23 protein-coding genes and 1 pseudogene are annotated in these 24,108 nt (G+C 67.1%); 12 read left to right on the top strand and 12 right to left on the bottom strand.

Annotation, left to right across the window (positions count from 1 at the left end; genetic code table 11):
* Positions 1-66: 66 nt before the first annotated feature.
* Genes ACNQS7_RS15680 through ACNQS7_RS15670 form a run of 3 tightly spaced genes read right to left on the bottom strand, consistent with a single transcriptional unit; the run spans position 67 to position 2,440 of the window.
* Positions 67-978 carry a cyclopropane mycolic acid synthase family methyltransferase gene (locus ACNQS7_RS15680; protein WP_310781537.1) on the bottom strand — a complete coding sequence of 304 codons (912 nt, stop codon included), beginning with the start codon at positions 976-978 and terminating at the stop codon, positions 67-69.
* Positions 979-998: 20 nt separating this feature from the next.
* Positions 999-1,502: an FAS1-like dehydratase domain-containing protein gene (locus ACNQS7_RS15675; protein WP_418013243.1), complete on the bottom strand. Its 504-nt coding sequence runs from the start codon at positions 1,500-1,502 to the stop codon at positions 999-1,001.
* A gap of 44 nt (positions 1,503-1,546) precedes the next feature.
* Positions 1,547-2,440 (bottom strand): HAD family hydrolase, encoded by an 894-nt coding sequence (locus ACNQS7_RS15670; RefSeq protein ID WP_418016011.1) that lies wholly within the window; start codon positions 2,438-2,440, stop codon positions 1,547-1,549.
* A 104-nt stretch (positions 2,441-2,544) separates the two neighbouring features.
* On the opposite strand from ACNQS7_RS15670, the gene ACNQS7_RS15665 reads away from it, so the two are divergent.
* From ACNQS7_RS15665 to ACNQS7_RS15635, 7 genes are all read left to right on the top strand, one after another.
* Positions 2,545-2,823 (top strand): glutaredoxin family protein, encoded by a 279-nt coding sequence (locus ACNQS7_RS15665; RefSeq protein WP_418013242.1) that lies wholly within the window; start codon positions 2,545-2,547, stop codon positions 2,821-2,823.
* A gap of 94 nt (positions 2,824-2,917) precedes the next feature.
* The gene (locus tag ACNQS7_RS15660) at positions 2,918-4,288 is read left to right on the top strand and encodes a glutamyl-tRNA reductase (RefSeq protein WP_418013241.1); all 1,371 of its coding nucleotides are present in this window, start codon (positions 2,918-2,920) and stop codon (positions 4,286-4,288) included.
* Positions 4,289-4,301: 13 nt separating this feature from the next.
* Positions 4,302-5,249: a hydroxymethylbilane synthase gene (hemC, locus tag ACNQS7_RS15655; RefSeq protein WP_418016010.1), complete on the top strand. Its 948-nt coding sequence runs from the start codon at positions 4,302-4,304 to the stop codon at positions 5,247-5,249.
* Positions 5,250-5,271: 22 nt separating this feature from the next.
* Positions 5,272-6,936, top strand: a complete 1,665-nt coding sequence (locus ACNQS7_RS15650) for a bifunctional uroporphyrinogen-III C-methyltransferase/uroporphyrinogen-III synthase (RefSeq protein ID WP_310781543.1) — start codon at positions 5,272-5,274, stop codon at positions 6,934-6,936.
* Positions 6,937-7,015: 79 nt separating this feature from the next.
* Positions 7,016-7,987, top strand: a complete 972-nt coding sequence (gene hemB / locus ACNQS7_RS15645) for a porphobilinogen synthase (RefSeq protein ID WP_418013240.1) — start codon at positions 7,016-7,018, stop codon at positions 7,985-7,987.
* A gap of 11 nt (positions 7,988-7,998) precedes the next feature.
* A complete protein-coding gene (locus ACNQS7_RS15640) occupies positions 7,999-8,565 on the top strand; it encodes a DUF3093 domain-containing protein (protein WP_418013239.1) in 567 nt (188 codons plus the stop codon).
* On the top strand, positions 8,562-8,804 hold the full coding sequence (locus tag ACNQS7_RS15635) for a hypothetical protein (RefSeq protein ID WP_418013238.1): 243 nt from the start codon (positions 8,562-8,564) through the stop codon (positions 8,802-8,804). Before ACNQS7_RS15640 ends, ACNQS7_RS15635 begins: the two co-directional genes overlap by 4 nt.
* Here ACNQS7_RS15635 and ACNQS7_RS15630 read toward each other — a convergent pair.
* Positions 8,788-9,225: an STAS domain-containing protein gene (locus ACNQS7_RS15630; protein ID WP_418013237.1), complete on the bottom strand. Its 438-nt coding sequence runs from the start codon at positions 9,223-9,225 to the stop codon at positions 8,788-8,790. The genes ACNQS7_RS15635 and ACNQS7_RS15630 overlap by 17 nt on opposite strands.
* A gap of 240 nt (positions 9,226-9,465) precedes the next feature.
* Between ACNQS7_RS15630 and ACNQS7_RS15625 the strand changes: the two genes are divergently transcribed.
* Both ACNQS7_RS15625 and ACNQS7_RS15620 read left to right on the top strand, forming a co-directional pair.
* Positions 9,466-10,695, top strand: a complete 1,230-nt coding sequence (locus ACNQS7_RS15625; protein ID WP_418016009.1) for an acyltransferase family protein — start codon at positions 9,466-9,468, stop codon at positions 10,693-10,695.
* Positions 10,696-10,792: 97 nt separating this feature from the next.
* Entirely contained in the window at positions 10,793-11,488 is a 696-nt protein-coding gene (locus ACNQS7_RS15620; RefSeq protein WP_418013236.1) for an Rv0518 family GDSL lipase, read from the top strand.
* 257 nt (positions 11,489-11,745) lie between these two features.
* On the opposite strand, the gene ACNQS7_RS15615 is transcribed toward ACNQS7_RS15620, so the two are convergent.
* Positions 11,746-13,869: an acyltransferase family protein gene (locus ACNQS7_RS15615; protein WP_418013235.1), complete on the bottom strand. Its 2,124-nt coding sequence runs from the start codon at positions 13,867-13,869 to the stop codon at positions 11,746-11,748.
* A gap of 3 nt (positions 13,870-13,872) precedes the next feature.
* On the bottom strand, positions 13,873-14,700 hold the full coding sequence (locus tag ACNQS7_RS15610; RefSeq protein ID WP_418016008.1) for an alpha/beta hydrolase: 828 nt from the start codon (positions 14,698-14,700) through the stop codon (positions 13,873-13,875).
* 140 nt (positions 14,701-14,840) lie between these two features.
* On the opposite strand from ACNQS7_RS15610, the gene ACNQS7_RS15605 reads away from it, so the two are divergent.
* Together ACNQS7_RS15605 and ACNQS7_RS15600 are read left to right on the top strand one after the other, a co-directional pair.
* Positions 14,841-16,238: an amino acid permease gene (locus tag ACNQS7_RS15605; RefSeq protein WP_418013233.1), complete on the top strand. Its 1,398-nt coding sequence runs from the start codon at positions 14,841-14,843 to the stop codon at positions 16,236-16,238.
* A gap of 80 nt (positions 16,239-16,318) precedes the next feature.
* Positions 16,319-17,212 carry a manganese catalase family protein gene (locus ACNQS7_RS15600; RefSeq protein WP_418013232.1) on the top strand — a complete coding sequence of 298 codons (894 nt, stop codon included), beginning with the start codon at positions 16,319-16,321 and terminating at the stop codon, positions 17,210-17,212.
* A gap of 65 nt (positions 17,213-17,277) precedes the next feature.
* On the opposite strand, the gene ACNQS7_RS15595 is transcribed toward ACNQS7_RS15600, so the two are convergent.
* Positions 17,278-17,862, bottom strand: a complete 585-nt coding sequence (locus ACNQS7_RS15595; protein WP_418013231.1) for a hemerythrin domain-containing protein — start codon at positions 17,860-17,862, stop codon at positions 17,278-17,280.
* Between the two features lie 167 nt (positions 17,863-18,029).
* Entirely contained in the window at positions 18,030-18,299 is a 270-nt protein-coding gene (locus tag ACNQS7_RS15590) for a WGxxGxxG family protein (RefSeq protein WP_418013230.1), read from the bottom strand.
* 255 nt (positions 18,300-18,554) lie between these two features.
* Between ACNQS7_RS15590 and ACNQS7_RS15585 the strand changes: the two genes are divergently transcribed.
* On the top strand, positions 18,555-20,093 hold the full coding sequence (locus tag ACNQS7_RS15585; protein WP_418013229.1) for an FAD-dependent oxidoreductase: 1,539 nt from the start codon (positions 18,555-18,557) through the stop codon (positions 20,091-20,093).
* Here ACNQS7_RS15585 and ACNQS7_RS15580 read toward each other — a convergent pair.
* The 4 genes and pseudogenes from ACNQS7_RS15580 to ACNQS7_RS15565 all read right to left on the bottom strand — a co-directional run bounded on the left by ACNQS7_RS15580 (position 20,086) and on the right by ACNQS7_RS15565 (position 24,056).
* The gene (locus ACNQS7_RS15580) at positions 20,086-20,904 is read right to left on the bottom strand and encodes a glycosyltransferase family 2 protein (protein ID WP_418013228.1); all 819 of its coding nucleotides are present in this window, start codon (positions 20,902-20,904) and stop codon (positions 20,086-20,088) included. The genes ACNQS7_RS15585 and ACNQS7_RS15580 overlap by 8 nt on opposite strands.
* Positions 20,901-21,911, bottom strand: a complete 1,011-nt coding sequence (locus ACNQS7_RS15575) for a glycosyltransferase (protein WP_418013226.1) — start codon at positions 21,909-21,911, stop codon at positions 20,901-20,903. Before ACNQS7_RS15575 ends, ACNQS7_RS15580 begins: the two co-directional genes overlap by 4 nt.
* The gene (locus ACNQS7_RS15570; protein WP_418013225.1) at positions 21,799-22,998 is read right to left on the bottom strand and encodes a glycosyltransferase family 4 protein; all 1,200 of its coding nucleotides are present in this window, start codon (positions 22,996-22,998) and stop codon (positions 21,799-21,801) included. Before ACNQS7_RS15570 ends, ACNQS7_RS15575 begins: the two co-directional genes overlap by 113 nt.
* Positions 22,995-24,056 (bottom strand): annotated as a pseudogene (locus ACNQS7_RS15565) (glycosyltransferase family 1 protein). Before ACNQS7_RS15565 ends, ACNQS7_RS15570 begins: the two are co-directional and overlap by 4 nt.
* Positions 24,057-24,108: the final 52 nt, after the last annotated feature.

The raw sequence follows: 24,108 nt of genomic DNA, 5'->3' as shown, positions 1-24,108 counted from the left end.
CCAGCGAAAAGCCCCGATTTCCTTGGGAAATCGGGGCTTTTGCGTTGCTTGCGCAGTGAACAGGGGCTACTTGACCAGGGTGAACTGGCACACGTTGGTGTAGCCGTCGCGGAACAGGTCCGAGCAGCCGCGCAGGTACTTCATGAACGTCTCGTACTCCTGCTCGCCCTTGAGCTCGATCGCCTTCTCTTTGTTCGCTTCCAGGGCGTCGGCCCAGGTGTTCAAGGTGGGGACGTAGTTCTTGCCGATGAAGTGGTGGCGCTCGATCTTGAACCCGGCCTCGGTCGAGTAACGGTCGACCTGCTCGACCTGCGGCAACTTTCCGCCGGGGTAGATCTCCCGCAGGATGAAGCTGATGAAGCGCAGCAGCGTCATCGTCGTCTTGAGCCCCATCGCCCTGCCCTCTTCGGCGGTGGGCACCACGATGGAGTGCAGCAGGAACCGGCCGTCGTCGGGCAGCAAGCTGTAGTACTTCTTGAAGAAGGTGGCGTACCGCTCGTAACCGGCGTCGCCGGCCCCGTCGGCGAAGTGCTCGAACGCGCCCAGCGAGACGATGCGGTCGACGGGCTCGTCGAACAGCTCCCAGCCCTGCAGCCGGACCTCTTTGCGGCGTGGGCTGTCCATCTCGTCGAACTTCTGCTGGCAGTGGGCGAGCTGGTTCTCGCTGAGCGTCAGGCCGATGACGTTGACGTCGTAGTGCTCGACGGCGTGGCGCATGGTCGAACCCCAGCCACTGCCGATGTCGAGCAGCGTCATGCCGGGCTCGAGGTTCAGCTTGTCCAGCGCCAGCTTGCGCTTGGCGAACTGTGCCTCTTCGAGCGTCTTGGTCTGCGGCTCGTCGATGTTCGGGTTCTCATCGAAGTAGGCGCAGCTGTAGGTCATCGACGGGTCGAGCCACAGCTTGAAGAATTCGTTGGAACGGTCGTAGTGCGACTGCACCGCCTCGACCGGCGGCTGCAGCTGGGTGCCTTCTGTCATTAATCCGACGCTACCGGCCGCTATCCGATGGATGCAATTGCAGCCACCGTGGCCTCGGTGTCGGCGTCGTGCTGCGCCGCTTCGCCCAGCATGGTGACAACGCTGGTGATCACGGGCTGTCCTTCGCCGTCAGTCACTTCGCTGCGTATTTCGGCCAGGACGGTGCCGTGCGACTGGATCACCGAGTCCAGATACGTGTCGAAGTGCAACTCGTCACCGACCACGATCGGGCGGTGGAACTTGAATTTCTGGTCGCGGTGCATGACCCGGGCGATGTTGATCGGGATGCTGAACTTCGTGAAGATCTCCAGCTGGACGCGTCGTCCGGCGATGGCCAGGAACGTCAGTGGGGCGGGCAGCGTGTCGTAGCCGGCCTCGGCGGCGACGGCTTCGTCGTGGTGGATCGGGTTTTCGTCTTTGACCGAAAGGGCGAATTCGCGGATCTTTTCGCGTCCGACCACGAAGTGGTCTTCCTGCCGGTAGTGCTTACCGATGATTCCTTCGGCTCCCTGGGGAACTGTCATGACGCTGCTTTCCGATCGAAGAGTTAGCTCAGCGGCGCAGCCTATCAGCGGGATTGGCGCCGGGACGCCAAAGCCGCCAGCGCGCCGCCCGCCGCTCCCAGCGCCAGAGCGGACGGCACGCCGATGCGAGCGGCCTTGCGCGCGGTGCGGAAGTCACGGATCTCCCATCCCCGCTCGCGGGCCAGGCTGCGCAGGCGGGCGTCCGGGTTGATCGCGACCGCGGTGCCCACCAGGGACAGCATGGGCACGTCGTTGAAACTGTCGGAATAGGCGGTGCAGCGCTTGAGGTTGAGCCCCTCCCGGATCGCCAGCGAACGCACGGCGTGGGCCTTGCCGGTGCCGTGCAGGATGTCGCCGACCAGGCGGCCGGTGAAGATGCCGTCGACGGATTCGGCCACCGTGCCCAGCGCGCCGGTCAGGCCCAGCCGCCGGGCGATGGTCGCCGCCAGCTCGTAGGGCGTGGCGGTGATCAACCACACCTGCTGGCCGGCGTCGAGGTGCATCTGAGTGAGTTCGCGGGTGCCGGGCCAGATCTTGTCGGCGATGATCTCGTCGTAGATTTCGTCGCCCAGCCGTACCAGTTCGTCGACGGACCGGCCCTCGATGAAGGCCAGCGCCTTGCGCCGCCCGGCTGCGACGTCGTCGCTGTTCTCCTTGCCGAGAATCTGGAACTTGGCCTGCGCGTAAACGAATCCGAGTACATCCCGGTAGGTGAAGTAGTCCCGGGCGGCCAGCCCCCGGCCGAAGTGCACGGCGGAGGAACCCTGCACCAGCGTGTTGTCTACGTCGAAGAACGCGGCAGCGGTCAGGTCGACGGGCGGCTGCGGGCGCTCGCTTTCGGGGGTCGCGCGCAGATCGTCCAGCGCCCGTTCGGCACTGGCGTCGGCGGCCAGCGCCTCCAGGTCGACGCGACCGCTCACCGGTCCAGAGGAAGCCATGGAAGACATGAGCCGAACCTCCAAGTCGCTGCTAGCTGCCGAGCCGACACCAACCCTATCCGCCCCCATCCGCCCGGACCCGGGCGAATGCCAGACTGGTGGCCATGGTCACGTCCGCCAGCCGACCGCAGGTGCAACTGCTGACGCGCGCCGGTTGCGCGATCTGTGACCGGGTGCACGCGCAGCTGACCGAACTGGCCGTTGAGCTCGACTTCGACTTGGTCAGCACTGATGTCGACACAGCCGCGGCGGGCGGGAATCCGCAGCTGCGGGCCGAATTCGGCGATCGACTGCCGGTGGTGCTGCTCGACGGCCGGGAGCACAGCTACTGGGAGGTCGACGAGCCGCGCTTGCGCGCCGACCTCGCCATCCGGCGGCCGTGAGCGCTGAATATTTGGTAGCCCACCTGACAACCGTCTACCGTAGGTAGTAGTTCACTTTCCGACGCTGCAAGGGAGCGGGCCAGGTGATGCTGCCGTGAGCATCCTGCTCTTCGGGGTTTCGCACCGCAGTGCGCCTGTCTCCGTGCTGGAACAACTCAGTATCGACGAGTCCGATCAGATCAAGATCGTCGACTCCGTGCTCCAGTCGCCGCTGGTCAGCGAAGCCATGGTGCTGTCGACGTGCAACCGTGTCGAGGTCTACGCCGTCGTCGAGGCATTCCACGGCGGCCTGTCGGTGATCGGGCAGGTGCTCGCCGAATATTCGGGTCTGCCGATGGGCGATCTGACCAAGCACGCCTACGTCCGCTACAGCGAGGCCGCCGTCGAGCACCTGTTCGCCGTGGCCAGCGGCCTGGATTCGGCGGTGGTCGGCGAACAGCAGGTGCTCGGGCAGGTCCGCCGCGCCTATGCCTCTGCCGAGGCCAACAGTGCGGTCGGCCGGGTGTTGCACGAGCTCGCGCAGCGCGCGCTCTCGGTGGGCAAGCGGGTGCACTCCGAAACCGCGATCGACGCCGCCGGCGCCTCGGTGGTCTCGGTGGCGCTCGACATCGCCGAGCGCAAGCTGGGCTCGCTGGACGGCAAGACCGCCGTGGTGGTCGGCGCCGGGGCGATGGGCGCCCTTGCGGCCGCCCACCTGACCCGCGCCGGTATCGGCCGTGTGCAGGTGTTGAACCGGTCATTGGCCCGGGCCGCCCGGCTGGCGGACCGGATCGAGGCGTCGGGCATCCCGGCCCAGGCGCTGACGCTGGACCGGCTGGCTGAGGCGCTGGCCGACGCCGACGTGGTGGTCAGCAGCACCGGCGCGGTCAGCCCGGTCGTGTCGCTGGCCGACGTCCATCACGGACTGGTCAGCGCCCCGCGGGACGAGGCCGCGAAACCCCTGATCATCTGCGACCTAGGCATGCCGCGCGACGTCGACCCGGCGGTGGCCGGGCTGCCCGGTGTGCTGGTGGTCGACGTGGACCGGGTGCAGCACGAACCATCGGCGCACGCGGCGGCCGCCGACGTCGATGCGGCCCGTCACATCGTCGCCGCCGAAGTCGCCGCCTACCTGACCGGACAACGGATGGCCGAGGTCACCCCGACCGTCACCGCGCTGCGTCAGCGCGCCGCCGACGTTGTCGAGGCGGAGCTGTTGCGCCTGGACAACCGGCTGCCCGGCCTGGACTCCGCCGAGCGCGAAGAGGTGGCCCGCACGGTGCGACGAGTGGTCGACAAGCTGTTGCACGCCCCCACGGTGCGGATCAAGCAGCTGGCCAGTGCGCCGGGCGGCGACAGCTACGCCGAGGCGCTGCGCGAGCTTTTCGAGCTGGAACAGACCGCGATAAATTCCGTAGCCGCCGTGGCGGCTCCTGGTGAATTACAAGCCCTGGCAACGGAATTCGACAATCCTTCGGCCGAGTGACCGATTGGCACACGTGATCCGGATAGGCACTCGGGGCAGTCTGCTGGCCACCACTCAGGCCGCGACCGTCAGGGACGCTCTGATCGCCAACGGCCATCCCGCCGAGTTGGTGACGATCAGCACAGTGGGCGACCGGTCCTCGGCCCCGATCGAAGAACTCGGGGTGGGCGTCTTCACCACCGCGATCCGGGAGGCGATGGCCCAGGGCCGCGTCGACGCGGCTGTGCACTCGCACAAGGATTTGCCCACCGCGGCCGACCCCCGGTTCACCATTGCGGCCATACCGCGACGCAACGACCCCCGCGACGCGCTGGTCGCCCGCGATGGGTTGGTGCTCGGGGAGTTGCCGGCCGGTTCGCTGGTGGGAACCTCCTCGCCGCGGCGGGCCGCACAGCTTAGAGCATTGGGTCTCGGTTTGGAAATCCGCCCCCTACGAGGCAACCTAGATACCAGGTTGAACAGGGTAAGCAGTGGTGATCTTGACGCCGTGGTGGTGGCCCGGGCCGGGTTGGCCCGACTGGGTCGGCTCGACGACGTCACCGAGACGCTAGAGCCGGTGCAGATGTTGCCAGCACCTGCTCAGGGCGCTCTCGCCGTCGAATGCCGGGCCGACGACAGTCGCCTGGCGGCGGTGTTGGCGGAACTGGACGACGCCGACACACGTGCGGCGGTCACCGCGGAGCGTGCTCTGCTCGCCGAACTGGAGGCCGGTTGCTCGGCACCGGTGGGCGCGATCGCGGAAGTGGTCGAGTCCATCGATGAGGAGGGGCGGGTCTTCGAAGAGCTGTCGTTGCGCGGCTGCGTGGCGGCACTCGACGGATCCGACGTGATCCGCGCGTCCGGGATCGGCACCTCCGATCGGGCACGGGAGTTGGGCCTCTCGGTTGCCGCGGAGTTGTTCGAACTGGGCGCCGCAGAGTTGATATGGGGAGCGCGGGAAGACCCCGTTCGAGGAAGTTGAAAGAGACTTGGGAGCGACAACGATGACGCGAGGGCGTAAGCCGACACCGGGCCGGATCACGTTTGTGGGCTCCGGTCCAGGCGACCCCGGTCTACTGACCACCCGGGCTGCCACGGTGCTGGCGAATGCGGCGTTGGTGTTCACCGACCCCGACGTGCCCGAGGCGGTGCTGGCGCTGATCGGAAAGGATCTGCCGCCGGTCTCCGGTCCGGCGCCCGCTGAGTCCGCGCCGGCCAGCTCCGATACCGCTGCCGGTTCGTCGAGCCCGGAGACCGCTGCCGCGGTGATTTCGGAAGGCCCCGACGTCCGTCCCGCACTCGGCGATCCCGCCGAGGTCGCCAAAACGCTGACGGCAGAGGCCCGCTCGGGCGTCGACGTCGTGCGTCTGGTGGCCGGCGACCCGCTGTCGGTGGACGCGGTGATTACCGAGGTGAACGCCGTCGCCCGCGCGCACCTGCATGTCGAGATCGTGCCCGGCCTGGCCGCCAGCAGCGCGGTCCCGACCTACGCCGGGCTGCCGCTGGGTTCCTCGCACACCGTCGCCGACGTGCGCGGTGACGTCGACTGGGAGGCGCTCGCCGCCGCACCCGGGCCGCTGATCCTGCAGGCCACGGCGTCGCACCTGGCCGACGCCGCACGCACCCTGATCGACCACGAGCTGTCCGACAGCACGCCCTGCGTGGTGACCGCTCAGGGCACCACCTGTCAGCAGCGTTCGGTGGAGACCACGCTGCAGGGCCTGACCGACCCCGCCGTCCTGGGCGGTGGAACCGACCCGGCCGGTCCGTTGACCGGCCCGCTGGTGGTCACCATCGGCAAGACGGTCGCCAGCCGGGCGAAGCTGAACTGGTGGGAGAGCCGGGCGCTGTACGGCTGGACCGTCTTGGTGCCGCGCACCAAAGACCAGGCCGGTGAGATGAGCGAGCGGCTGACGTCCTACGGCGCGCTGCCGATCGAGGTGCCGACCATCGCCGTCGAGCCGCCGCGCAGCCCCGCGCAGATGGAACGCGCGGTCAAGGGTTTGGTGGACGGCCGGTTCCAGTGGGTGGTGTTCACCTCCACGAACGCGGTGCGCGCGGTGTGGGAGAAGTTCGGCGAATTCGGTCTGGACGCCCGTGCGTTCTCCGGGGTGAAGATCGCCTGCGTCGGCGAGGCAACGGCAGACCGCGTCCGGGCCTTCGGGATCAGCCCGGAGCTGGTGCCGTCCGGCGAGCAGTCGTCGATGGGCCTGCTGGACGAATTCCCGCCCTACGACAGCATTTTCGACCCGGTGAACCGGGTGCTGCTGCCGCGCGCGGACATCGCCACCGAGACGCTGGCCGAGGGCCTGCGTGAGCGTGGCTGGGAGATCGAGGACGTCACCGCCTACCGGACCGTGCGGGCCGCCCCGCCGCCGGCGTCCACCCGGGAGATGATCAAGACGGGTGGCTTCGACGCGGTGTGCTTCACCTCCAGCTCCACGGTGCGCAATCTGGTCGGCATCGCCGGCAAGCCGCACGCCCGGACCATCATCGCCTGCATCGGGCCCAAGACCGCGGAGACCGCAGCGGAATTCGGCTTGCGGGTGGATGTCCAGCCGGAGACCGCCGCGGTGGGTCCGCTGGTCGACGCGCTGGCCGAACACGCCGCCCGGTTGCGCGCCGAAGGCGCGTTGCCGCCGCCGCGCAAGAAGAGCCGCCGGCGATGACTCACCGCGCGTTGACTCCGCGTCAGTGGCGCAAACGTGCGAGTAACCTCCGCCCTCGACGCAGAGTCACCGGACAGGAATGAGGCAGCGGCCACGCCGGCTCCGCTCCACCCCGGCCCTGCGCCGACTGGTGGCCCAAACATCCTTGGAACCAAGGCATTTGGTGCTGCCGATGTTCGTTGCTGACGGTATCGACGGACCCAGGGCCATCGGCTCGATGCCGGGCGTCGTGCAACACACCCGCGATTCGCTGCGCAGCGCGGCCGCCGACGCGGTCACCGCCGGCGTCGGTGGACTGATGATCTTCGGTGTACCGCGGGAGCAGGACAAGGATCCGGCCGGCTCGGCCGGCACAGATCCCGACGGCATCCTCAACGTGGCCTTGCGCGATCTCTCAAAGGATCTCGGCGATGCCACTGTCCTGATGGCCGACACCTGCCTGGACGAGTTCACCGACCACGGGCACTGCGGAGTGGTCGACGAGCGGGGCCGGGTCGACAACGACGCCACCCTGGCTCGATACGTGGATCTTGCTGTCGCGCAAGCGGAGTCGGGCGCGCACGTGGTGGGTCCCAGCGGCATGATGGACGGCCAGGTGGGTGCGATCCGCGACGGTCTGGACGCGGCTGGTCATTCCGACGTCGCCATTCTCGCCTATGCCGCCAAGTTCGCTTCGGCGTTCTACGGTCCGTTCCGCGAAGCGGTGGCCTCCAGCCTGTCCGGTGACCGGCGCACCTATCAGCAGGAGCCGGGCAACGCCCGCGAGGCGTTACGCGAGGTTCGGCTGGATCTTGACGAAGGCGCTGACATCGTGATGGTCAAGCCCGCGCTGGGGTATCTGGACATACTGGCGGCCGCGGCCGACATCTCCTCGGTTCCGGTGGCGGCCTATCAAGTTTCGGGCGAGTACGCGATGATTTGTGCGGCGGCGGCCAACAATTGGCTCGACGAACGTGCCGCGGCATTGGAGTCGTTGACCAGTATCCGGCGTGCGGGGGCGGATTTCGTGCTGACTTACTGGGCCGCCGACGCGGCGGGGTGGCTTGCGTGACGGAGGCGCACATGGGATCTGCAGACGAGGACCAGCCGTCGGACAAGCGTCTGTTCTACGAATCCGGCGCCAGTTGGTACTGGGTGTTGGCAGGCCCGTTGTCCGCTGTGTCACTGATCTACATCCAGCACGTCAACCATGTTCCGATTTCGTTCCTGGTGCCCTCGGTATTCCTGGTCCTGGTGTCCGCGTTCGTGGCGTTGCAGGTCAAGGCGGCGCGGATTCACACCTCGGTCGAGCTGACAGAAGACGCGCTGCGCCAGGGCACCGAGACCATCCTGGTGCGCGAGATCGTGAAGGTGTTCCCCGAGGCCGAGAACTCGGTGAAGTCCGACAAGCCGCTCGCCAGGTGGCAGTCGGCGCGCGCGCTCGGGGAACTCATCGGCGTCCCGCGCGGGCGCTACGGGATCGGCCTGAAGCTGACCGGCGGGCGCACCGCGCAGGCCTGGGCGCGCCGTCATCGGCACTTGCGCGACGCCCTGACCCCGTTGGTGGAGCGCCGGATGGGCCCGTATGTCGCCGAGGTCGCCGACGAGATGGACGCGTTCGGCGACGACGACAACGAGTCGATCCTGTGAGCGCCCGCGCCGTCGTGGAGTTGGCGCTGGCCGCCGCCGCATTGGTGGCGACCGGGTTCAGCTGGTTGCAGACTCGCTCGACCATCGCGGTCGCGCCGGTGGTCGACGGACAGCCACCCACCATGTCGGTGGTCTACGACCCGCAGCAGCTAGTGCTGACGCTGTTGTTGGCGACGGCCGCCGGAATCTTCGCCGTGCTCGGCGTGATCAGGCTCAGGCGGGCTAAGCAGACTTCTTGACCAGCGGCAGAACCAACTGGCGGCGCCAGTTGATGTCGTCGGCCAGGTAGCGCAGCGCCTCGTGAACCGAACGTGTCACCGGGAACAGGGCTTCGGCGGGATCACTGCTGTCGCCCAGCAGCGCGTTGACGACCGGGTTGGCGACGATCATCCACTCAACGCCGGCGGCGCGGCATTCCTCGTCGAGCACGCAGAACAGCGCGATTCCGGCAGACGAGAAGTGGTTGACCGCACTCAGGTCGAGCACCACGGGATTGTCGCGCAGGACGAAACGCCGCACGTGCTCGCCAACCTGGTCGACGTTGAAGGCGTCGATCTCGCCACGGATGGTCACCACGGTGGCCAGGTGCCGGCAGTGGGCACGGATCTGGGCGCCGTTACAGTCTGCGGTGCTCGAAACGCTCGTGATCGCGGTAGTCATCAAAGAGCCCCATTTCCCCTGGCGAGCCGACTAGTGGGTCGACCGAACCCTGCACTCTAAAGTGCCCGCTAAACCTAAGGGGACTGGTAGCCGCGACTAACTCTTTGCTAAGAAGCTCCACGTCGACCGTCCCAGCGCCGTCGCTGTTAGGCTGCCGGTTGCTAGTCGGGGGGCAGGTTGACGCGACAAAGAGCAGACAGCAAGAGTCCAGGCGGAAAGAACCTCGTGCGCAGCGTAGAGATGAAGGCCGAGATCCGCGGGGAGATCAAGGCCCTGACCGGGCTGCGCATCATCGCGGCGCTGTGGGTGGTGCTGTTCCACTTCCGGCCGATGCTGACCGATGTGTCGCCGGAATTCCGGGAGAACCTGGCGCCGGTGCTCAATTGCGGCGCCCAGGGAGTCGACCTGTTCTTCATCCTCAGCGGGTTCGTGCTGACCTGGAACTACCTCGACCGCATGGGCGGGGAATGGTCGACGCGCGCCACCGTGCACTTCCTGTGGCTTCGGCTGGCCAGAGTATGGCCGGTGTACCTGCTGACCATGCACCTGGCCGCGTTGATCGTCATCCTCAGCCTGCACGTCGGGCACGTGCCGTTACCTGAGGTCAGGGATCTCACCGCGATCAGCTACGTGCGCCAGGTCCTGCTGGTCCAGTTGTGGTTCGAACCGTTCTTCGACAACACCAGCTGGGACGGGCCGGCCTGGTCGATCAGCGCGGAATGGCTGGCCTATCTGCTGTTCGGCCTCATCGTGCTGGTCATTCTGCGGTTGGAGCGCACCACCCGGGCGCGCAGCCTGATGGTGCTGGCCTTTGCGGCCTGCCTACCGCCGGTGGTGTTGCTGTTGGCCAGCGGCTACTTCTATACGCCGTGGAGCTGGCTGCCGCGCATCGTCACCCAGTTCATCGCCGGCGCGCTGGCTTGCGCCGCGGTGCGCAGGTTGCGGCTGAGCACCCGGGCGCGGCACATCGCCGGATACCTCTCGCTGCTTCTCGTCGTCGCGATGGTCGGCATCCTCTACTGGTTCGACGCGCACCCGATCAGCGGCGTCGTGGACAGCGGCGGAGTGGTGGACGTGCTGTTCGTGCCACTGGTGATCACGCTGGCGATCGGTCTGGGCAGCCTGCCGTGGGTGCTCTCGACGCGGCTGATGGTCTACGGCGGGGAGATCTCGTTCTGCCTGTACATGGTTCATGAGCTGGTGCACACGACCTGGGGATGGGCGGTGCTGCAGTTCGAGCTCACGCCGCAGGACAACCCGTGGAAGTGGAATGTCATCGGGCTCATCCTGATCGCACTGCTGCTCTCGAGCCTCATGTATCACTTCGTCGAAGAGCCGGCCCGCCGGTGGATGCGCAGGATGATCGGCGCCAGAGCCGCGCCGGCGGGCACCCAGCCCGATGACTCACCCATCACCAAACGGCATCCGATCGACGGCGCGCTGTCCGAGGTTTCCTCGCGGGCGGTGTGAGGTGGGCGCCCCGAAACGCCGGGGCCACAAGCGAGTTGACGATGGTTCGGTTGGGTCCCTCGTAGGATTTCAGATAGGTCCGTTCCAGGAGGTTGCAGTGACTCGGCTGGCCACCTTCGCCATCAGCATCGTCGTGCTGGTGGCTGTGGCTTCTTCCGGCCTTGTCGACTCCGCGCAGGCGCGGCCGTACCGGGCCCTAACGCTGGACCTGCGGCTCAAACCCGTCGCCGTGATCGGTGATTCGTACACCACCGGTACCAACGAAGGCGGGCTGGGAGCCAATTCGTGGACCGCCCGGACCTGGCGGTCGCTCACCGTGCCCGGCCTGCGTATCGCCAGTGAGGTGGCCGCCGAGGGGAGAGCCGGATATGGGGCGATCGGCGACCACGGCAGCATCTTCCAGGACCTGACAGCCAAGGTGGTGAAACCCGAAGACGTACTGGTGGTGTTCTTCGGTTCCCGCAACGACCAGGACGTCGACCCGGTACTGCTCGCCCAGCGTGTCCACGCCACGTTCACTCTGGCCCGCCGGCTTGCGCCGTCGGCGCGGTTCCTGGTGGTCGGCCCGCCGTGGCCGACGGCAGATGTGCCGCTGCCGGTGCTGGTGATTCGGGATGTACTGGCCGGAGCCGCATGGGCCGCGCAAGCGGATTTCGTCGACCCGATCGGGGACCGCTGGTTCGTGGACCGACCGGACCTGATCGGATCCGACGGAGTGCACCCGAACGACGCGGGGCACGAGTACATGGCGGAGAAGATGGTGCCGCTGATTCGCTGGCAACTGTCCCGGTAAGTCGAGGTGAGACGAGTGAACCCTCGCTACCGGGACGTATTGAGTTGCGCCGCCGCGGCTTCAGTCTTCTGCGTGCCTCTCGTAATCCCAACGTTCAAGGCGCGCTTGCAATTGCAATAGACCAAGCCCGGCGACCGGCGCGGCTGCTGAGAGCAGGACCACCAGCATCGGACTCATTTCAAAACCTCCAAAACCCTTCTATTGGTATCACGTTCGCGGTCATCGCATGGTTCATTCGCTGATAATCCGCCGTCGTGTCATCCATTTGTTATGGCTTGGTCGGCCAATGCGCCGATGACGGGCGCCAGGAGCTGCGCGTACTCGGTTGTCACGTGGTTGTCGTCGCGGAACACCAGGGTGTTTCCGACGATCAACGGGCAGCGCTGCGGGCTGCAGAACAAGTCGGTCAGGTCGGCATAGGAGCCGCCGGCCGCGGTGGTCACCCGCTGTTCGGCAGCGATGCCGTCGCCGTTGGCCGCCACCGACCGCGCCGGTGCGCAGGCGCCGGCGTCGTCCAGGTGCGCCGACAGGCATGTCGGAGCCGGCGCCTGCGGGTCGGCCACCGGACCGAGCACCAGAACCCGCGAGCCCATGCCGCGCAGCTGCGCCACCACCGTGGCCAGCGCGTCGATCCACGCGGGGTCATACGAGGCGAAGCTGAAGTCGGCGTGATAGCGCCGACTCATGCTCAGCACCACCAGTCGCGGTCGTTCGGCCGCAAGCCGGCTCACGATCTCTGCGCGCCATTGCTCGCATTCGGTGTATTTGCGGCCCAGGTAGGGGCTGACGATCGGGATGTCCAGGAACGGGCAGGTGACCTTGGCCATGGTCTCCAGCCGCCAGTGCCGCTGCTCGGCGATCTGCTGTAGGGCCGGATCCCACATCGCCGCGTGCGAGTCGCCGATCAGCGCGACGGTGGTGGGTGGGTTCGCGTCGCCTTTCACCGAAGCGCATTCGCTCTGACCGACATCGCGCCAGGATCGCATGCAGCCGTTGACGAACACCGCCGCCTTGTCGGCCGGCGCCGCCGCCAGGGACGGATTCAGGTTGGACGGCACGGCCCGCTGTCCGGCCGCCGCTACCAGCATCTCCCGCGCCTGAGTGAACGCCTGCCGGACCGCGGCTTCCTGCGGACTGAGCTGCGGGTCGGGTGCGGGCGGCAGCGCGACGATTCTGGCCTGCGGGGCGGCCGACCCGTGTCCCACCGGGGCAGGCACCGCCGTCAGCAGAACCGCGCACGCGCATGCGGCGACGCCGCTGGCTGCGCCGGCGACCGCCAGACTCGCCTTCGCCGAACGGCGCAGCCCCGCGGCGAAGCGGCCGGGGTTCTCGACGGCGTGCATCGTGATCACGGCCAGGCCGGCGGACACCGTCGTCGCCGCGAGGCGCCCCGGCAACCCACCGGGATCGCCCAGCATTGGTGGCAGGAGCAGCAGGACCGGCCAGTGCCACAGGTACCACGAGTAGGAGACCCGCCCGATCGCCCGCATCGCCGGCGGGCAGAGCACCCGCCCGACGCCCATGCCGCCGGTGACGCAACCCGCGCCGATCACCAGGGCGGTGCCCAGCACCGGGAGCAGCGCCGAGGTGCCGGGGTAGGGGGTGTGGGGGCCCAGCTGGGTGCAGGTCAGCAGGATCAGCGTCAGGCCGCCCCACCCCGCCACTGTCGCGGGAAGCAGGGGCAGTCGCTTCCACTGGTTGATCGTCAGGGCCACCAGACCGCCGGCGGCCAGTTCCCAGGCCCGGGTGGGCAGTGAGAAGAAGGCCCAGGGTGGCGAGGTGTGGGTCCAGACCACCGCCGCCGCCAGTGACGCCGCGCCGACGAGTGTCACGACTACGAGGTGCGGCGCCTTACGCGGTGTGTCGCCGCGGGCGATACGCCGGGCCAGATACGCCGTGCCGATGATCAGGGCCGGCCACACCAGGTAAAACTGCTCCTCCACACCGAGAGACCAGTAGTGCTGAAACGGCGACGGGGGGAGGTCGGAGATCATGTAGTCGGTGTTCTGCACGGCGAACCGGTAGTTCCCGACGTAGAGCATGCTGGCGATGCCGTCCATGAACACCCGCCGCGCCTGCAACGGCGGCAGCACCGCCGCCGCGACAACAGCCGTGACGACCCCGACGGTCGCGGCTGCCGGTAGTAGGCGGCGCGCGCGGGCGGCGTAGAAACGGCCGAGTGCAACGGTTTCGGTGGCTTGCACCTCACGCCACAGCAGCCCGGTGATCAGGAACCCGGAGATGACGAAGAAGACGTCCACACCGATGTAGCCGCCGGCGATGCCGGGAATGCCGGCGTGATACAGAACGACGGCGACGACCGCGACGGCGCGTAGCCCCTCGATGTCCGGACGGAACGGGGCGCGGTCCTGCTGAGTCACGAGTTAGGTCGCCATCCAAGCGAGTTCACCGGGCAACTGTGCACGCCAGTAGTCGACGTCGTGCCCGCCCGGCGAGAACGTGCCGGCCGGCTTCTTCTTCAGTTGGCTGACGAATTGGCTGGATGCGAAGAAGAACCGGTCGCCGATCCCGCAGTCGACCCGGATGGGAATGGAATTCAGCACCGGTAGGCCGAACACGGTGTTGCGGTTCCAGTCGTCGATGCTGTCGAAGGCCCCGGGCGCGCTGCCGATATAGGACATGTACAGGGCCGGACTGATCGCGCAGATGCCCGCGGTGCGGGCCGGTCCCAGCCGGGCGCCCAGCAGCAGCGCGCCGTAGCCGCCCATCGACCAGCCCAGGAATCCCACACGTGAGGTGTCCATGCCCATCGACGCCAGCATCGGCAACAGCTCTTCGAGCACCATGGTGCCGGAGTCCTCGCCGTTGGCCCGCCGGTGCCAGTAGCTGTCCGGACCGCCGTCCACGCCCACCACGGCGAACGGCGGCTTGCCTTCGCTGACCAACTGGGCGAGCGCGTCCTCCACGCCGCAGTCCAGCATCATGTTCGCGTCGCCGTCCTTGCCGTGCAGTGCGATGACCGGTCTCAGCATCTTGGTCTGGCCGGGCGGCATGGCGATGACCCAGTTGGTCTTGATGCCGCCCCGGGCGGCCGAGACGAAAGAGCCGGTGAGTTTGGTGGGCAGCGTCTTGCCCGCGGTCGGCGGGTCGAACGGGGCGGGCGCCGAGGGCGCGGCCAGAGTGGTGAGTGGGTCGAGCAGGGCGCTCAGCGCCCAGACGCCGGCCGCACCGGCACTGGCGCCGGCACCCATGCGCAGCACCGAGCGGCGGGTCAGGTCGGCCACGATCGTCAATAATGCCGCGCTGAAGGCGGTTTGACGCCCCTGCCACGCCGTATCGCAAGGGACTCGTAACGACGGCGTGATACACGCCGAACTGCTAGCGTCCGGTGATGCGGGACGACCGGGATGACCGGGAACACGAAAAAGCCACGCTGAAGCAAGGACTTTCGCAGCGCCAGCTCAGCATGATCGCCATCGGCGGGGTGATCGGCGCCGGACTGTTCGTCGGCTCCGGCGTGGTGATCAGAGAAACCGGTCCCGCCGCATTCCTGACCTACGCGATCTGCGGGCTGCTGATCGTCCTGGTGATGCGGATGCTGGGTGAGATGGCGGCGGCGAATCCGTCGACCGGGTCGTTCGCCGACTATGCCGCAACCGCGCTGGGGGGTTGGGCCGGATTCTCCGTCGGCTGGTTGTACTGGTACTTCTGGGTCATCGTCGTCGGGTTTGAGGCGGTCGCCGGCGGCAAGGTGCTCAACTACTGGTTCCCGGCGCCGTTATGGCTGTCCGCGTTGTGCCTGATGGTGCTGATGACGGCCACCAACCTGTTCTCGGTGTCCTCCTTCGGAGAGTTCGAATTCTGGTTCGCCGGAATCAAAGTCGCGACGATCGTGATCTTCCTGGGGGTGGGTGCGGCATTCGTTTTCGGTCTGCTGCCCGGCCGTCACCTGGATTTCTCCAACCTGACCTCCCATGGCGGCTTCTTTCCCAAGGGAGTGGCGGCGGTCTTCGCCGCCATTGTGGTGGTGATCTTTTCCATGGTAGGGGCCGAAGTCGTCACCATTGCCGCCGCGGAGAGCCGCGATCCCGCACGCGCGATCGCCAAAGCGACCAGGTCGGTGGTCGCCCGCATCGTCATCTTCTTCGTCGGGTCGGTCCTGCTGTTGGTGGTCATCATGCCGTGGAACTCAGTGGAACTCGGTGCCTCCCCGTACGTGGCGGCCCTGCGGCACATGGGTCTGCCCGGCGCAGACCAGATCATGAACGCGGTGGTGCTCACCGCGGTGCTGTCGTGTCTGAACTCGGGTCTTTACACCGCATCTCGGATGCTGTTCGTGCTGGCCGGGCGCCATGAGGCACCTGAGCGACTGGTCAGACTCAGCAGTCGCGGTGTGCCGGCGACCGCGATCGTGTGTTCTTCGCTGGTGGGCTTTCTCTGTGTGCTGATGGCCTGGCTGTCGCCCAATACCGTTTTTCTGTTCCTGCTCAACTCTTCCGGTGCCGTGATCCTGTTCGTCTACCTGCTCATCGCGGTATCGCAGATCATCCTGCGGCGGCGGACATCCGCGGAGCAGCTACGGGTCAAGATGTGGCTGTTCCCAGTGCTTTCGATCCTGACGGCGGCGGGAATCGTTGCGGTTCTTGTGCAGATGGGCTTCGATCGGGCCACCCGAAGCCAGTTGTCGCTGAGTCTGCTGTCCTGGGTCGTGGTGGTCGCGGTCTACTTCCTCACGCTTCACTTTCGTCGTAACGGGCTGCAGCGCAGTCGAATTGGTGGACAGGGCTGAAGTAGACAGTTTGGACCACTGATGCGCGGGTAACCGGCCAGATCGGGCCGAGACACATACGCAACAGCCCTGGGAGAAATATGTTCATTCACAACAAGGATTTACAGTTCGAGGTGCGTGTCAGCCAACCGGACCCCCGGTTCGCCTCGCTGTTGATGGAGCAGTTCGGAGGTGCCAACGGCGAACTGACCGCCGCGCTGCAGTACTTCATTCAAGCCTTCGTGCTGCGGGAGAAGAACCCCAAGATGTACGACCTCTTCATGGATATCGCCACGGAGGAACTGAGTCACCTGGAGATGGTCGGGTCGATGATCACCATGCTGCTGGACGGTTTGAACGACGATCTCAAGCTGGCCAACGACCGCTGCGATTGGATGCCGTTGGTGGCCAGCCGGGATGGCCGTGAGCAGGCCATCCACCAGGTTGCCGTCAATCCGATGTTCCTGGTGCTCAGCGGTGGCGGGCCGGATGCCAAGGATTCCGCGGGCAACAACTGGACCGGGGCGTTCATCGACGCCAACGGCGACCCCACGGTCGACCTCCGGAACAACCTGGCCGCCGAGTCGCGCGCCAAGGTCGTCTACGAGTACCTGAAGCAGTTCACCGACGACCCTGGTGTTCAGGAAACCCTGACATTCCTGATGACTCGGGAGGTCGCGCACTACCAGCAGTTCACCGCCGCCCTCAACGACCTTCCGGTGAACTTTCCGCCCGGCACGCTGGCCGGCGACGAACGGTTCCAGAACGTGGCCTTCAACATGTCCAACGGCAAAGGCTCAGTGCGTGGCCCGTGGAACCAGGGACAGGGTCCGTGGCCGCAGGGCACCGAATGGCAGTACGTGGAAGAGCCGACCACCGAATGGCTGGGCAGCGCCCTTCGGCAGAACACCGGTGCAGCCACCAATCCTGAAGGCTCGCCCGCGGTTCCGAGCGACAAACCCTTCACACACGAACAGCGGACGCCGACCACCTGAGCCAGCCGTGGACGGACGGAAAAGCCTGGCGTCCGCGGGGGCGCCAGGCTTTTCGGTGCTGCGGCTCAGTGCATCTGGGGATCCGGCGGGTTGTCGGCCGCGCGGCCGCTGACCGCGTCACGGACGTGGTCAAGCACGGCCGCGCCCATGCCCATCGTCTTCTGCGTCAACGAATCGGATGGTGTGTTCGGATGCGGACGGGTCGCCGCAACCTTTTTCGCGGTTTCCAGCTTTGAGCCGAGCTGCTCGAGTTCCTGCTGATCGACGGCCGCGGAGAAACGCGGCCACACCACATCCTGCTCGAACATGATGTGCTCGCGGCCGGCCTGGACGAACTCCCTGAGCGCCTCGTGGTAGTCCGGATCGCCCGGCGCGCCGTCTTCCAGGCGTTGCAGGAGCTTTTTACCGGCCTCTTCCTGCGCAATCGCCTGGTCGGCCAGCTCGTCGCCGCCTGGCACGACGCGGCGTACCGCCGGCCAGAAGAACTGCTCCTCGACCGCCTCGTGCTGGGACTCGGAGATGATGAGGTTATTCACCATCGTCTCAAGGCCACTCAGCTGCGCGCCGTCGGATTCGGGTGCCCCGTCCAGCACTTCCAGCATGCCCAGCACGCTCTTGTGGTCTTGGCGGAGAAATGTCAATGCTTCCATATGATCGCCTTTCGTGTAGAGCAATCAGCTGCGGGTACCCGCGTGCGCTCCGGTGAAACGACGCGGCGGTGGAAAGCCAAGCGGTGCAGAGCGATTCGACCGCGGTTGCGGAAAAGTAGAACGCCCCCACCAGCGCAGGGCGCTGCCGGGGGCGGTCAACCACGGCGTTACGCCGGGGGCTGGCGGGTGACGGCCGGCTGGATGGCGGCGTCGGTGTTGTTGCGACGCTTCAGTCCGGCCAGTCCGGCCAGACCCAGGAGGCCGGCGAGACCCCACAGGCCGGTGTTGTCACTCTCGTGCGTGTTGTTGTCGGTGTCGGCCAGCGTGGTGGTCGTCGACGACGGCGCCGGGGCGTGGTCGACGGACGCGTTCGCTACGCCTGCCCCACCGAGGGTGAGTGCGGCGGTTGTGCAGCAGACTGCAACTGTCTTACGCATGGGGTACTCCTTTCGGCCGCTAACGGCCAGAAACGGATTCGAACCAGTTTGATCTAGTTCGTCGGACGACGCCTTGAATGACTCCGGCGTCGCGGTGCACTGGTACCCGGGCATTCGGTGGCAAAACCTCGGCAACGCAAAATCGGCGGACAGCGAAAAATAGTGCCGCGCTGCGAAATAACGTCTCGCTGGCTAACGCGACGATGGCGATCCGCCGACCGTTTCGTTCCAGGGTGTCTGGGTACTTCGTATGCCATGGTGTCACTGTGGTTGGACGACCGGGGCGCAACGCCGTGGTCAGACAGAACATCCGGGACCGCCGGGGGATCTGCCGACGTGGTCGTGGTCGGAGCCGGTATCACCGGCTTGATAACAGCGGTGCTGCTCGCACGCGCGGGTAAGGACGTGCTGGTTCTGGAGGCCCGTACGGTGGGGGCCGGAGCGAGCGGCAACACGACCGCGAAGCTCAGCCTGCTGCAGAGCACCCACCTGAGCAAAATCCTTGCGCGGCATGGCCGAAGCACCGCCCGGGCCTACGTCGAGGGCAACCGGGAGGGGATGGAGTGGGTGTTGCACCATTGCGACACTCACGGAATCGACGTGCAGCGGGAAGCCGCGTACACCTATGCGCAATCGGCGCGGGGAGTGCCCTCGGCGCGCGCGGAGTGGTTGGCGTGCGGTGCCGTCGGGCTTCCGGTTACCTGGGACGACCGTGCCGACGTTCCGTTCTCGTTTCATGGCGGGGTGCGGCTGCCCGATCAGGCGCAGTTCGATCCTGTCCCATTTTTGGACAGCCTGGTCGTCGAGCTGCTGGACCGCGGCGGCAGGCTGGTCGAGGGCGCGCGGGTCCGCAAAGTTGCCGGCAGCGGTGACGGCCTGCGGCTGCACGTCCATACCGGTAGCGGAGAGCAGACCGACGAGGGCACCGAAGCAGACACCGAGGTGTTCGCGCGGCAACTGGTGCTCGCGACGGGCATCCCGATTCTCGATCGCGGTGGGTACTTCGCCAGGCTGAAACCGAGCCGCTCCTACTGCATGGCCTACCGGGTGCCCGGCCCGATCACACGGGCGATGATGATCTCGACCGACTCGCCGACGCGTTCCGTCCGCTACGCCCCGACCGACGACGGCGAACTGCTGATCGTCGGCGGTGCGGGTCATACGGTGGGTCGTAAGAAGAGCCCGTCGATCGCGCTGGCCGAGCTCGACGAGTGGACACGCAAGCACTTTCCCGGCGCCGAGCAGACGCATTACTGGTCGGCGCAGGACTACACCCCCATCGATCAGTTGCCGTATGTGGGACCGATCCTCCCCAACAACGAAAAAATCTTTGTTGCAACGGGTTTCAACAAATGGGGGATGACCAATGGCCCAGCCGCCGCCCTGGCGCTGTCCAGCCGCATCCTGGGTGGCCGGATGGACTGGGCGGGCGCGTTCGCGAGCTGGAGCCCGCACGAATTGTCCGGAGTGACGACGGCACTGAGCGCCAACATGGAGGTCGGGTTCAACCTGGCCCGCGGCTGGGTCACTCCGGCTACCCGAATCGGGCGGCGTGACCCCAAGCCGGACGAGGGCGGTGTGGTCAGCGGGCCACCGTGGGACCTGCAGGCGCGATGCGTCGTCGACGGAGTCGAGCACGTGGTGTCGCCCGTGTGCACCCACCTGGGCGGAATCGTGAACTGGAACGACGCGGACAAGGCGTGGGAGTGCCCGCTGCATGCGTCGCGGTTCGCACCGGACGGGACGCTGCTGGAGGGTCCGGCCACCACCGACCTGACCCGGTCGTCTAAGTGATCTGCGTCCGTACGGGACGCCCACCAGCCTCGCGATAGATGAGTCCCGCGGACTCGAAGGAGGCCAGCCAGCCTTCCATGGGCCACCAACCCCAGCGCCGGTGGAAGACCTCGGCATTACGCACGATGTCCTCGAGATGACCGACCGGGGGGTCGTCCACCGGGTGGTGCTGATGGAACGCGTGCGCTCCGCCGACCCAGAGCATGGAAACGTCCCGCGCCGCCGCGCATTGCGCGAAGTCGGTATCCTCGCCGCCGTAGCCGCGGTATTCCGCGCAGAAGCCGCCGATGCGGCGCCATGTCGCGGCGCGGACGGCAAAAGACAACGACCAGAACAAGGCGTATTCCGTCGTGCGGATGACGGTGCCCGGCTCCGGCGCGGGCCGGGCGGGATGCGGATCGATCGGCAGTTCGGACAGGATGTAGCCGTCCGGACCGGCCGGCGGCAGGTAGGTGACCGGACCGCACAGCAGCGCGTCGCGATGTGCGGCCTGACGGGCCACGGTGTGGTAGCGCTCGATCAGGTCGACACCCGGAATGCAGTCGACGTCCAGAAACACCAACAACTCCACCGACTTTCGCAGCGCGGCGGCCGCCCCCAGGTTCCGCCCGAGGGCTACCGGCAGTGGTCGCGACGCCGGAACGTGCAGCACCGAAGGTTGGTGCCCGGCTACCGCACCGGCCACCGATGGGTCACCGAGTGCAACCACGATATGCAGGTCGGGCAACCGGGTGCCCCGCGCCAGACCATCGAGTTGGCGGACCAGGTGGGTGCGTCGCCCGTGCACGGTGGTGATGACCGCCGTCTTCACGATGCGCCTCCCCAGCACAACCGCGCGGTCGTTTCGATCGCCTCGGCGGCGCGTCGGGCGGCTCCGGCCACAGCCCATCGTCGCCATTGCTGTGGGTCCAACTCGCGGGCATGGGCAAGTAGAGCCGGCCAGGCGCGCCGATCCGGCCAGTCCTGGGCGACGACGGCCAGCTGATGCCGCCGGAGCATCAACGCGGTCGCGGCCTGTTCACCGAACGGGCGCGGCTGCGGGATGACGACCGCGGGACGTTGCGCCGCAGCCACGTCCGCGATGCAGCCTTGTCCGGCGTGCGTGACAACGACATCCGCAGCGCAGATCTGCGCCCACGGATCATCCCGCCACGAACCGGCACCGCCCAGCGTCGTCCACCTCGACCTCGAAGTCGACCCGGAATCAGCTGCGGCACAGCGCGTAACCTCGGCGCCGAAGGCGCCGTCCGAGCCGCTCAGCACGAGTACCTTGTCGCCGTCGCCGGGCTCCCGGTCGGCGCGACTCCTGCCCTCGAATCGGCTGACACCCCCGACGTAGCTGGTTTTGTGGTCGTACTGGCGCAGCCACGTGGGCACACACACTGCCTTCGGCCAGGCCGCCACGATGTGATCGGCGATGCGGTGCACCAGGAGATGCGGCGCGTCGATCCGCTTGCCGGGCAATGCCACCACTATCACCGGTATGCCCAGTAGTCGAACGAACAGCGCGACTTCCACCGACACGTCGACGACGAAAGCTTCCGGTTCGGTATTCCGAACCCAGTCCGCGATCTGGCTCATCCGGGTGCTCAGGCCCGCGTCGTGATGGGGTGCCCAGTGCAGCGCACCGTGCGCGGTGGGTTCGGCGGCGTGTGGCCCCTGATCGTCACGAGGCAGTCTGACCACCCCCGAAAACGGATGGGAGTCAGGGACATCCAGTGAAGTCAACGCTGTCACCGGCCGCCGCATCTGTGCGCAGACGGTGGTGGCGCGCGCCAGGTGTCCGAAGCCGTGGTGGTGAATGTAGTAACCGATCATCTGTCCTGTCCGTCACATCGTCGGCCATCTGCCGGTACAAGCCGGAATAGGCGGTGAGCATCGCCTCGGCCGAGCAGCGGCGTATCGCGTTATCACGCACGAGATTTCGCGGGAGCCGAACGGCGGTGGGGATGGCGGAGGCCATGCCGGCGACGTCGCCGCCGGGCACCAGCCGCCCGGCGGTGCCGTCGACAAGCTCCGGGATGCCGCCGCGGGCGAAGGCGACCACGGGTGTGCCGCACGACATCGCCTCGGCGACAACCAATCCATACGGCTCGTCCCACGTCGGGGTGACAAGCGCTGCGCAGGACGCTCCGACCAGGCGGGCCAGCCGGACCTGATCGAGATGTCCCGCATAGCGGATGTCGTCGCGTAACCGTGGGGATATCTGCTCGGCGAAGTAGCGCTCATCGGAAACCGGCCCGGCAAGGACCAGTGCGCGGCCGGCCTGCAGTGCCGCTGCAATTGCCAAGTGGGGCGCCTTTTCCGGAGTGATGCGGCCGAACCACACCAGGTCGGGTCCACCCGGCCCCAGTGGCCACAGCGCGGTGTCCACACCGTTGCGCACCACTGCGATCGTGCCCGCCACCTGCCGCCAGGCGGCCGCGGTGTGCTCCGAGACGGCGCTGAAGCGGGTGCCTTCGCCGCCCGAGGCATCGACGGCCGACTCCAGCCAGGGCGTCGGCGGCGTGTGCACAGTCGTAAGCATCGGCGTGGACAGCATCGGGGCCATCGCCACCGGAAGGTAATGCAGGCTGTGATTGTGGATGACGTCGAACTGGTCGGCTCCCGGTCCGGCAAGCCAGAGCATCAGCGACAGGTAGGCGTGGTGGTCGGCCATGAAATCCGCTGCGGGCATGGACACGTCGCGCTGCGCCGATTCGGAGAGGCTGAGGTCTCGGACCACCAGCCGCTGACATCGTGGACCGGGTGCCGAGCCCGCGGCGGCGAAGAGCGATACCCGATGTCCCTGGGCTGCCAGCGCGCGGGAGAGGTGCCACACGTGCGCTTCAAGGCCGCCCGCGAAGGGCTCGCGGATGGGATGCCGGTTCGAGGCGATGAGTGCCACCCGCAGGTATCCGGTCATGTCAGGGCCGTGTGATATATCGCCCGGTGCGCCGCGGCGATGGTGCGTTGCTCATCGAGCCGTTGCTCCCATTGCGCGCGGGGGGCGGAATCGCCGGCGGCCCAACGCTCGTACGATCGGTGCAGCGCGGTGGCCAGCGACTCGACATCGAATCGGCCATCCTCGAAGCCGAAGGTCTCGCAGGCACGCTGCTGCCCGTAGTAGCCGCAGCTGGGCGCCACCACCGCGGTTCCTAGGTCGAAGCAGGCTTCCAGCCAGCCGGAGTGGGTGCCGAACCGGTACGGCAGCACCGACACGGTCAGTGCTGCCAGGTAGTCCCAGAGTTCGTCATCGGAGAAGTAGGGGTGTGCGCGGACGTCGACGTGCCGGTACCGCTCGTATTTCAGCAACGCCATCGCGGTCTCAGGCGCAAACCAGTAATTTCCGGGATCGAAGATCTCGTCGTGGAAGTTGACCTGCAGCACCGCCCCGGGCAGCGACGCCGAGATCTCGGCGAGCGCATCGACGACAGGTACCGGATCCATGTTGGCACGCAAGCTCTTTGCGTGGACGCCGATGACGAAGCGATCGTCCCTCCGTGGGCGTTCGATGAGGTCTCTGCTGAGCACGTGGGGATGCGGCAGCACGTGCGCGTGTCGTTGCCAGCGCCGGCAGATCGCTTGCGCGGCGCCCGGGGTCAAGGTGATCAGCTCCACGGCCGCAGCCACCAGGACCTCCTGTTGCCCCGCGTGATCCTCGGGTTCGGGATGGTGTGGGTTGCGCAGATCGTGCACGGTGTAGACGAGCGGCTTGTCGTGCACCTTGAGTTCCCGCACGACCTCGCTCAGCGCGTCGGGGCCGATCGCGTCGAAACCGAAGTGAACATGGAACACGTCGAATCGGTTGTGGTTGGCGCTGACCCAACCGGGTTACAGCATCAGCGGCGGCCACCATCCTCCCGGTACCGTCCGGCCGTCTGCGGGTATCGGATCAGCAAGGCGCACAACGCAATCACCGTCCGGATCGGCCAGATGGCGCACGTAGACGTGGGATGCCGGTACCGAGGCGACACGCAGCAATGACGCTCCTACGATCGGGTGAACTGTTCGCCGGCCCTGGGGCCACGCGTCG

The organism is Mycobacterium sp. 23, assembly GCF_048287075.1.
Taxonomy (GTDB): Bacteria; Actinomycetota; Actinomycetes; order Mycobacteriales; family Mycobacteriaceae; genus Mycobacterium; species Mycobacterium gordonae_B.
The sequence above is the reverse complement of the archived record's forward strand: the minus strand, read 5'-3'. Positions and strand labels throughout refer to the sequence as shown.

What these genes read in the sequence shown, in the direction of transcription:
- ACNQS7_RS15650 (WP_310781543.1), top strand. Translation starts at nt 5,272, where the DNA reads ATGACGCGAGGGCGTAAGCCGACACCGGGCCGGATCACGTTTGTGGGC.
- ACNQS7_RS15670 (WP_418016011.1), bottom strand. Translation starts at nt 2,440, where the DNA reads ATGGCTTCCTCTGGACCGGTGAGCGGTCGCGTCGACCTGGAGGCGCTG.
- ACNQS7_RS15570 (WP_418013225.1), bottom strand. Translation starts at nt 22,998, where the DNA reads ATGACCGGATACCTGCGGGTGGCACTCATCGCCTCGAACCGGCATCCC.
- ACNQS7_RS15665 (WP_418013242.1), top strand. Translation starts at nt 2,545, where the DNA reads ATGGTCACGTCCGCCAGCCGACCGCAGGTGCAACTGCTGACGCGCGCC.
- ACNQS7_RS15610 (WP_418016008.1), bottom strand. Translation starts at nt 14,700, where the DNA reads ATGGGTGCCGGCGCCAGTGCCGGTGCGGCCGGCGTCTGGGCGCTGAGC.
- ACNQS7_RS15590 (WP_418013230.1), bottom strand. Translation starts at nt 18,299, where the DNA reads ATGCGTAAGACAGTTGCAGTCTGCTGCACAACCGCCGCACTCACCCTC.
- ACNQS7_RS15625 (WP_418016009.1), top strand. Translation starts at nt 9,466, where the DNA reads ATGAAGGCCGAGATCCGCGGGGAGATCAAGGCCCTGACCGGGCTGCGC.
- ACNQS7_RS15680 (WP_310781537.1), bottom strand. Translation starts at nt 978, where the DNA reads ATGACAGAAGGCACCCAGCTGCAGCCGCCGGTCGAGGCGGTGCAGTCG.
- ACNQS7_RS15640 (WP_418013239.1), top strand. Translation starts at nt 7,999, where the DNA reads ATGGGATCTGCAGACGAGGACCAGCCGTCGGACAAGCGTCTGTTCTAC.
- ACNQS7_RS15600 (WP_418013232.1), top strand. Translation starts at nt 16,319, where the DNA reads ATGTTCATTCACAACAAGGATTTACAGTTCGAGGTGCGTGTCAGCCAA.
- ACNQS7_RS15675 (WP_418013243.1), bottom strand. Translation starts at nt 1,502, where the DNA reads ATGACAGTTCCCCAGGGAGCCGAAGGAATCATCGGTAAGCACTACCGG.
- ACNQS7_RS15585 (WP_418013229.1), top strand. Translation starts at nt 18,555, where the DNA reads ATGGTGTCACTGTGGTTGGACGACCGGGGCGCAACGCCGTGGTCAGAC.
- ACNQS7_RS15595 (WP_418013231.1), bottom strand. Translation starts at nt 17,862, where the DNA reads ATGGAAGCATTGACATTTCTCCGCCAAGACCACAAGAGCGTGCTGGGC.
- hemB (WP_418013240.1), top strand. Translation starts at nt 7,016, where the DNA reads ATGAGGCAGCGGCCACGCCGGCTCCGCTCCACCCCGGCCCTGCGCCGA.
- ACNQS7_RS15575 (WP_418013226.1), bottom strand. Translation starts at nt 21,911, where the DNA reads ATGATCGGTTACTACATTCACCACCACGGCTTCGGACACCTGGCGCGC.
- ACNQS7_RS15605 (WP_418013233.1), top strand. Translation starts at nt 14,841, where the DNA reads ATGCGGGACGACCGGGATGACCGGGAACACGAAAAAGCCACGCTGAAG.
- ACNQS7_RS15630 (WP_418013237.1), bottom strand. Translation starts at nt 9,225, where the DNA reads ATGACTACCGCGATCACGAGCGTTTCGAGCACCGCAGACTGTAACGGC.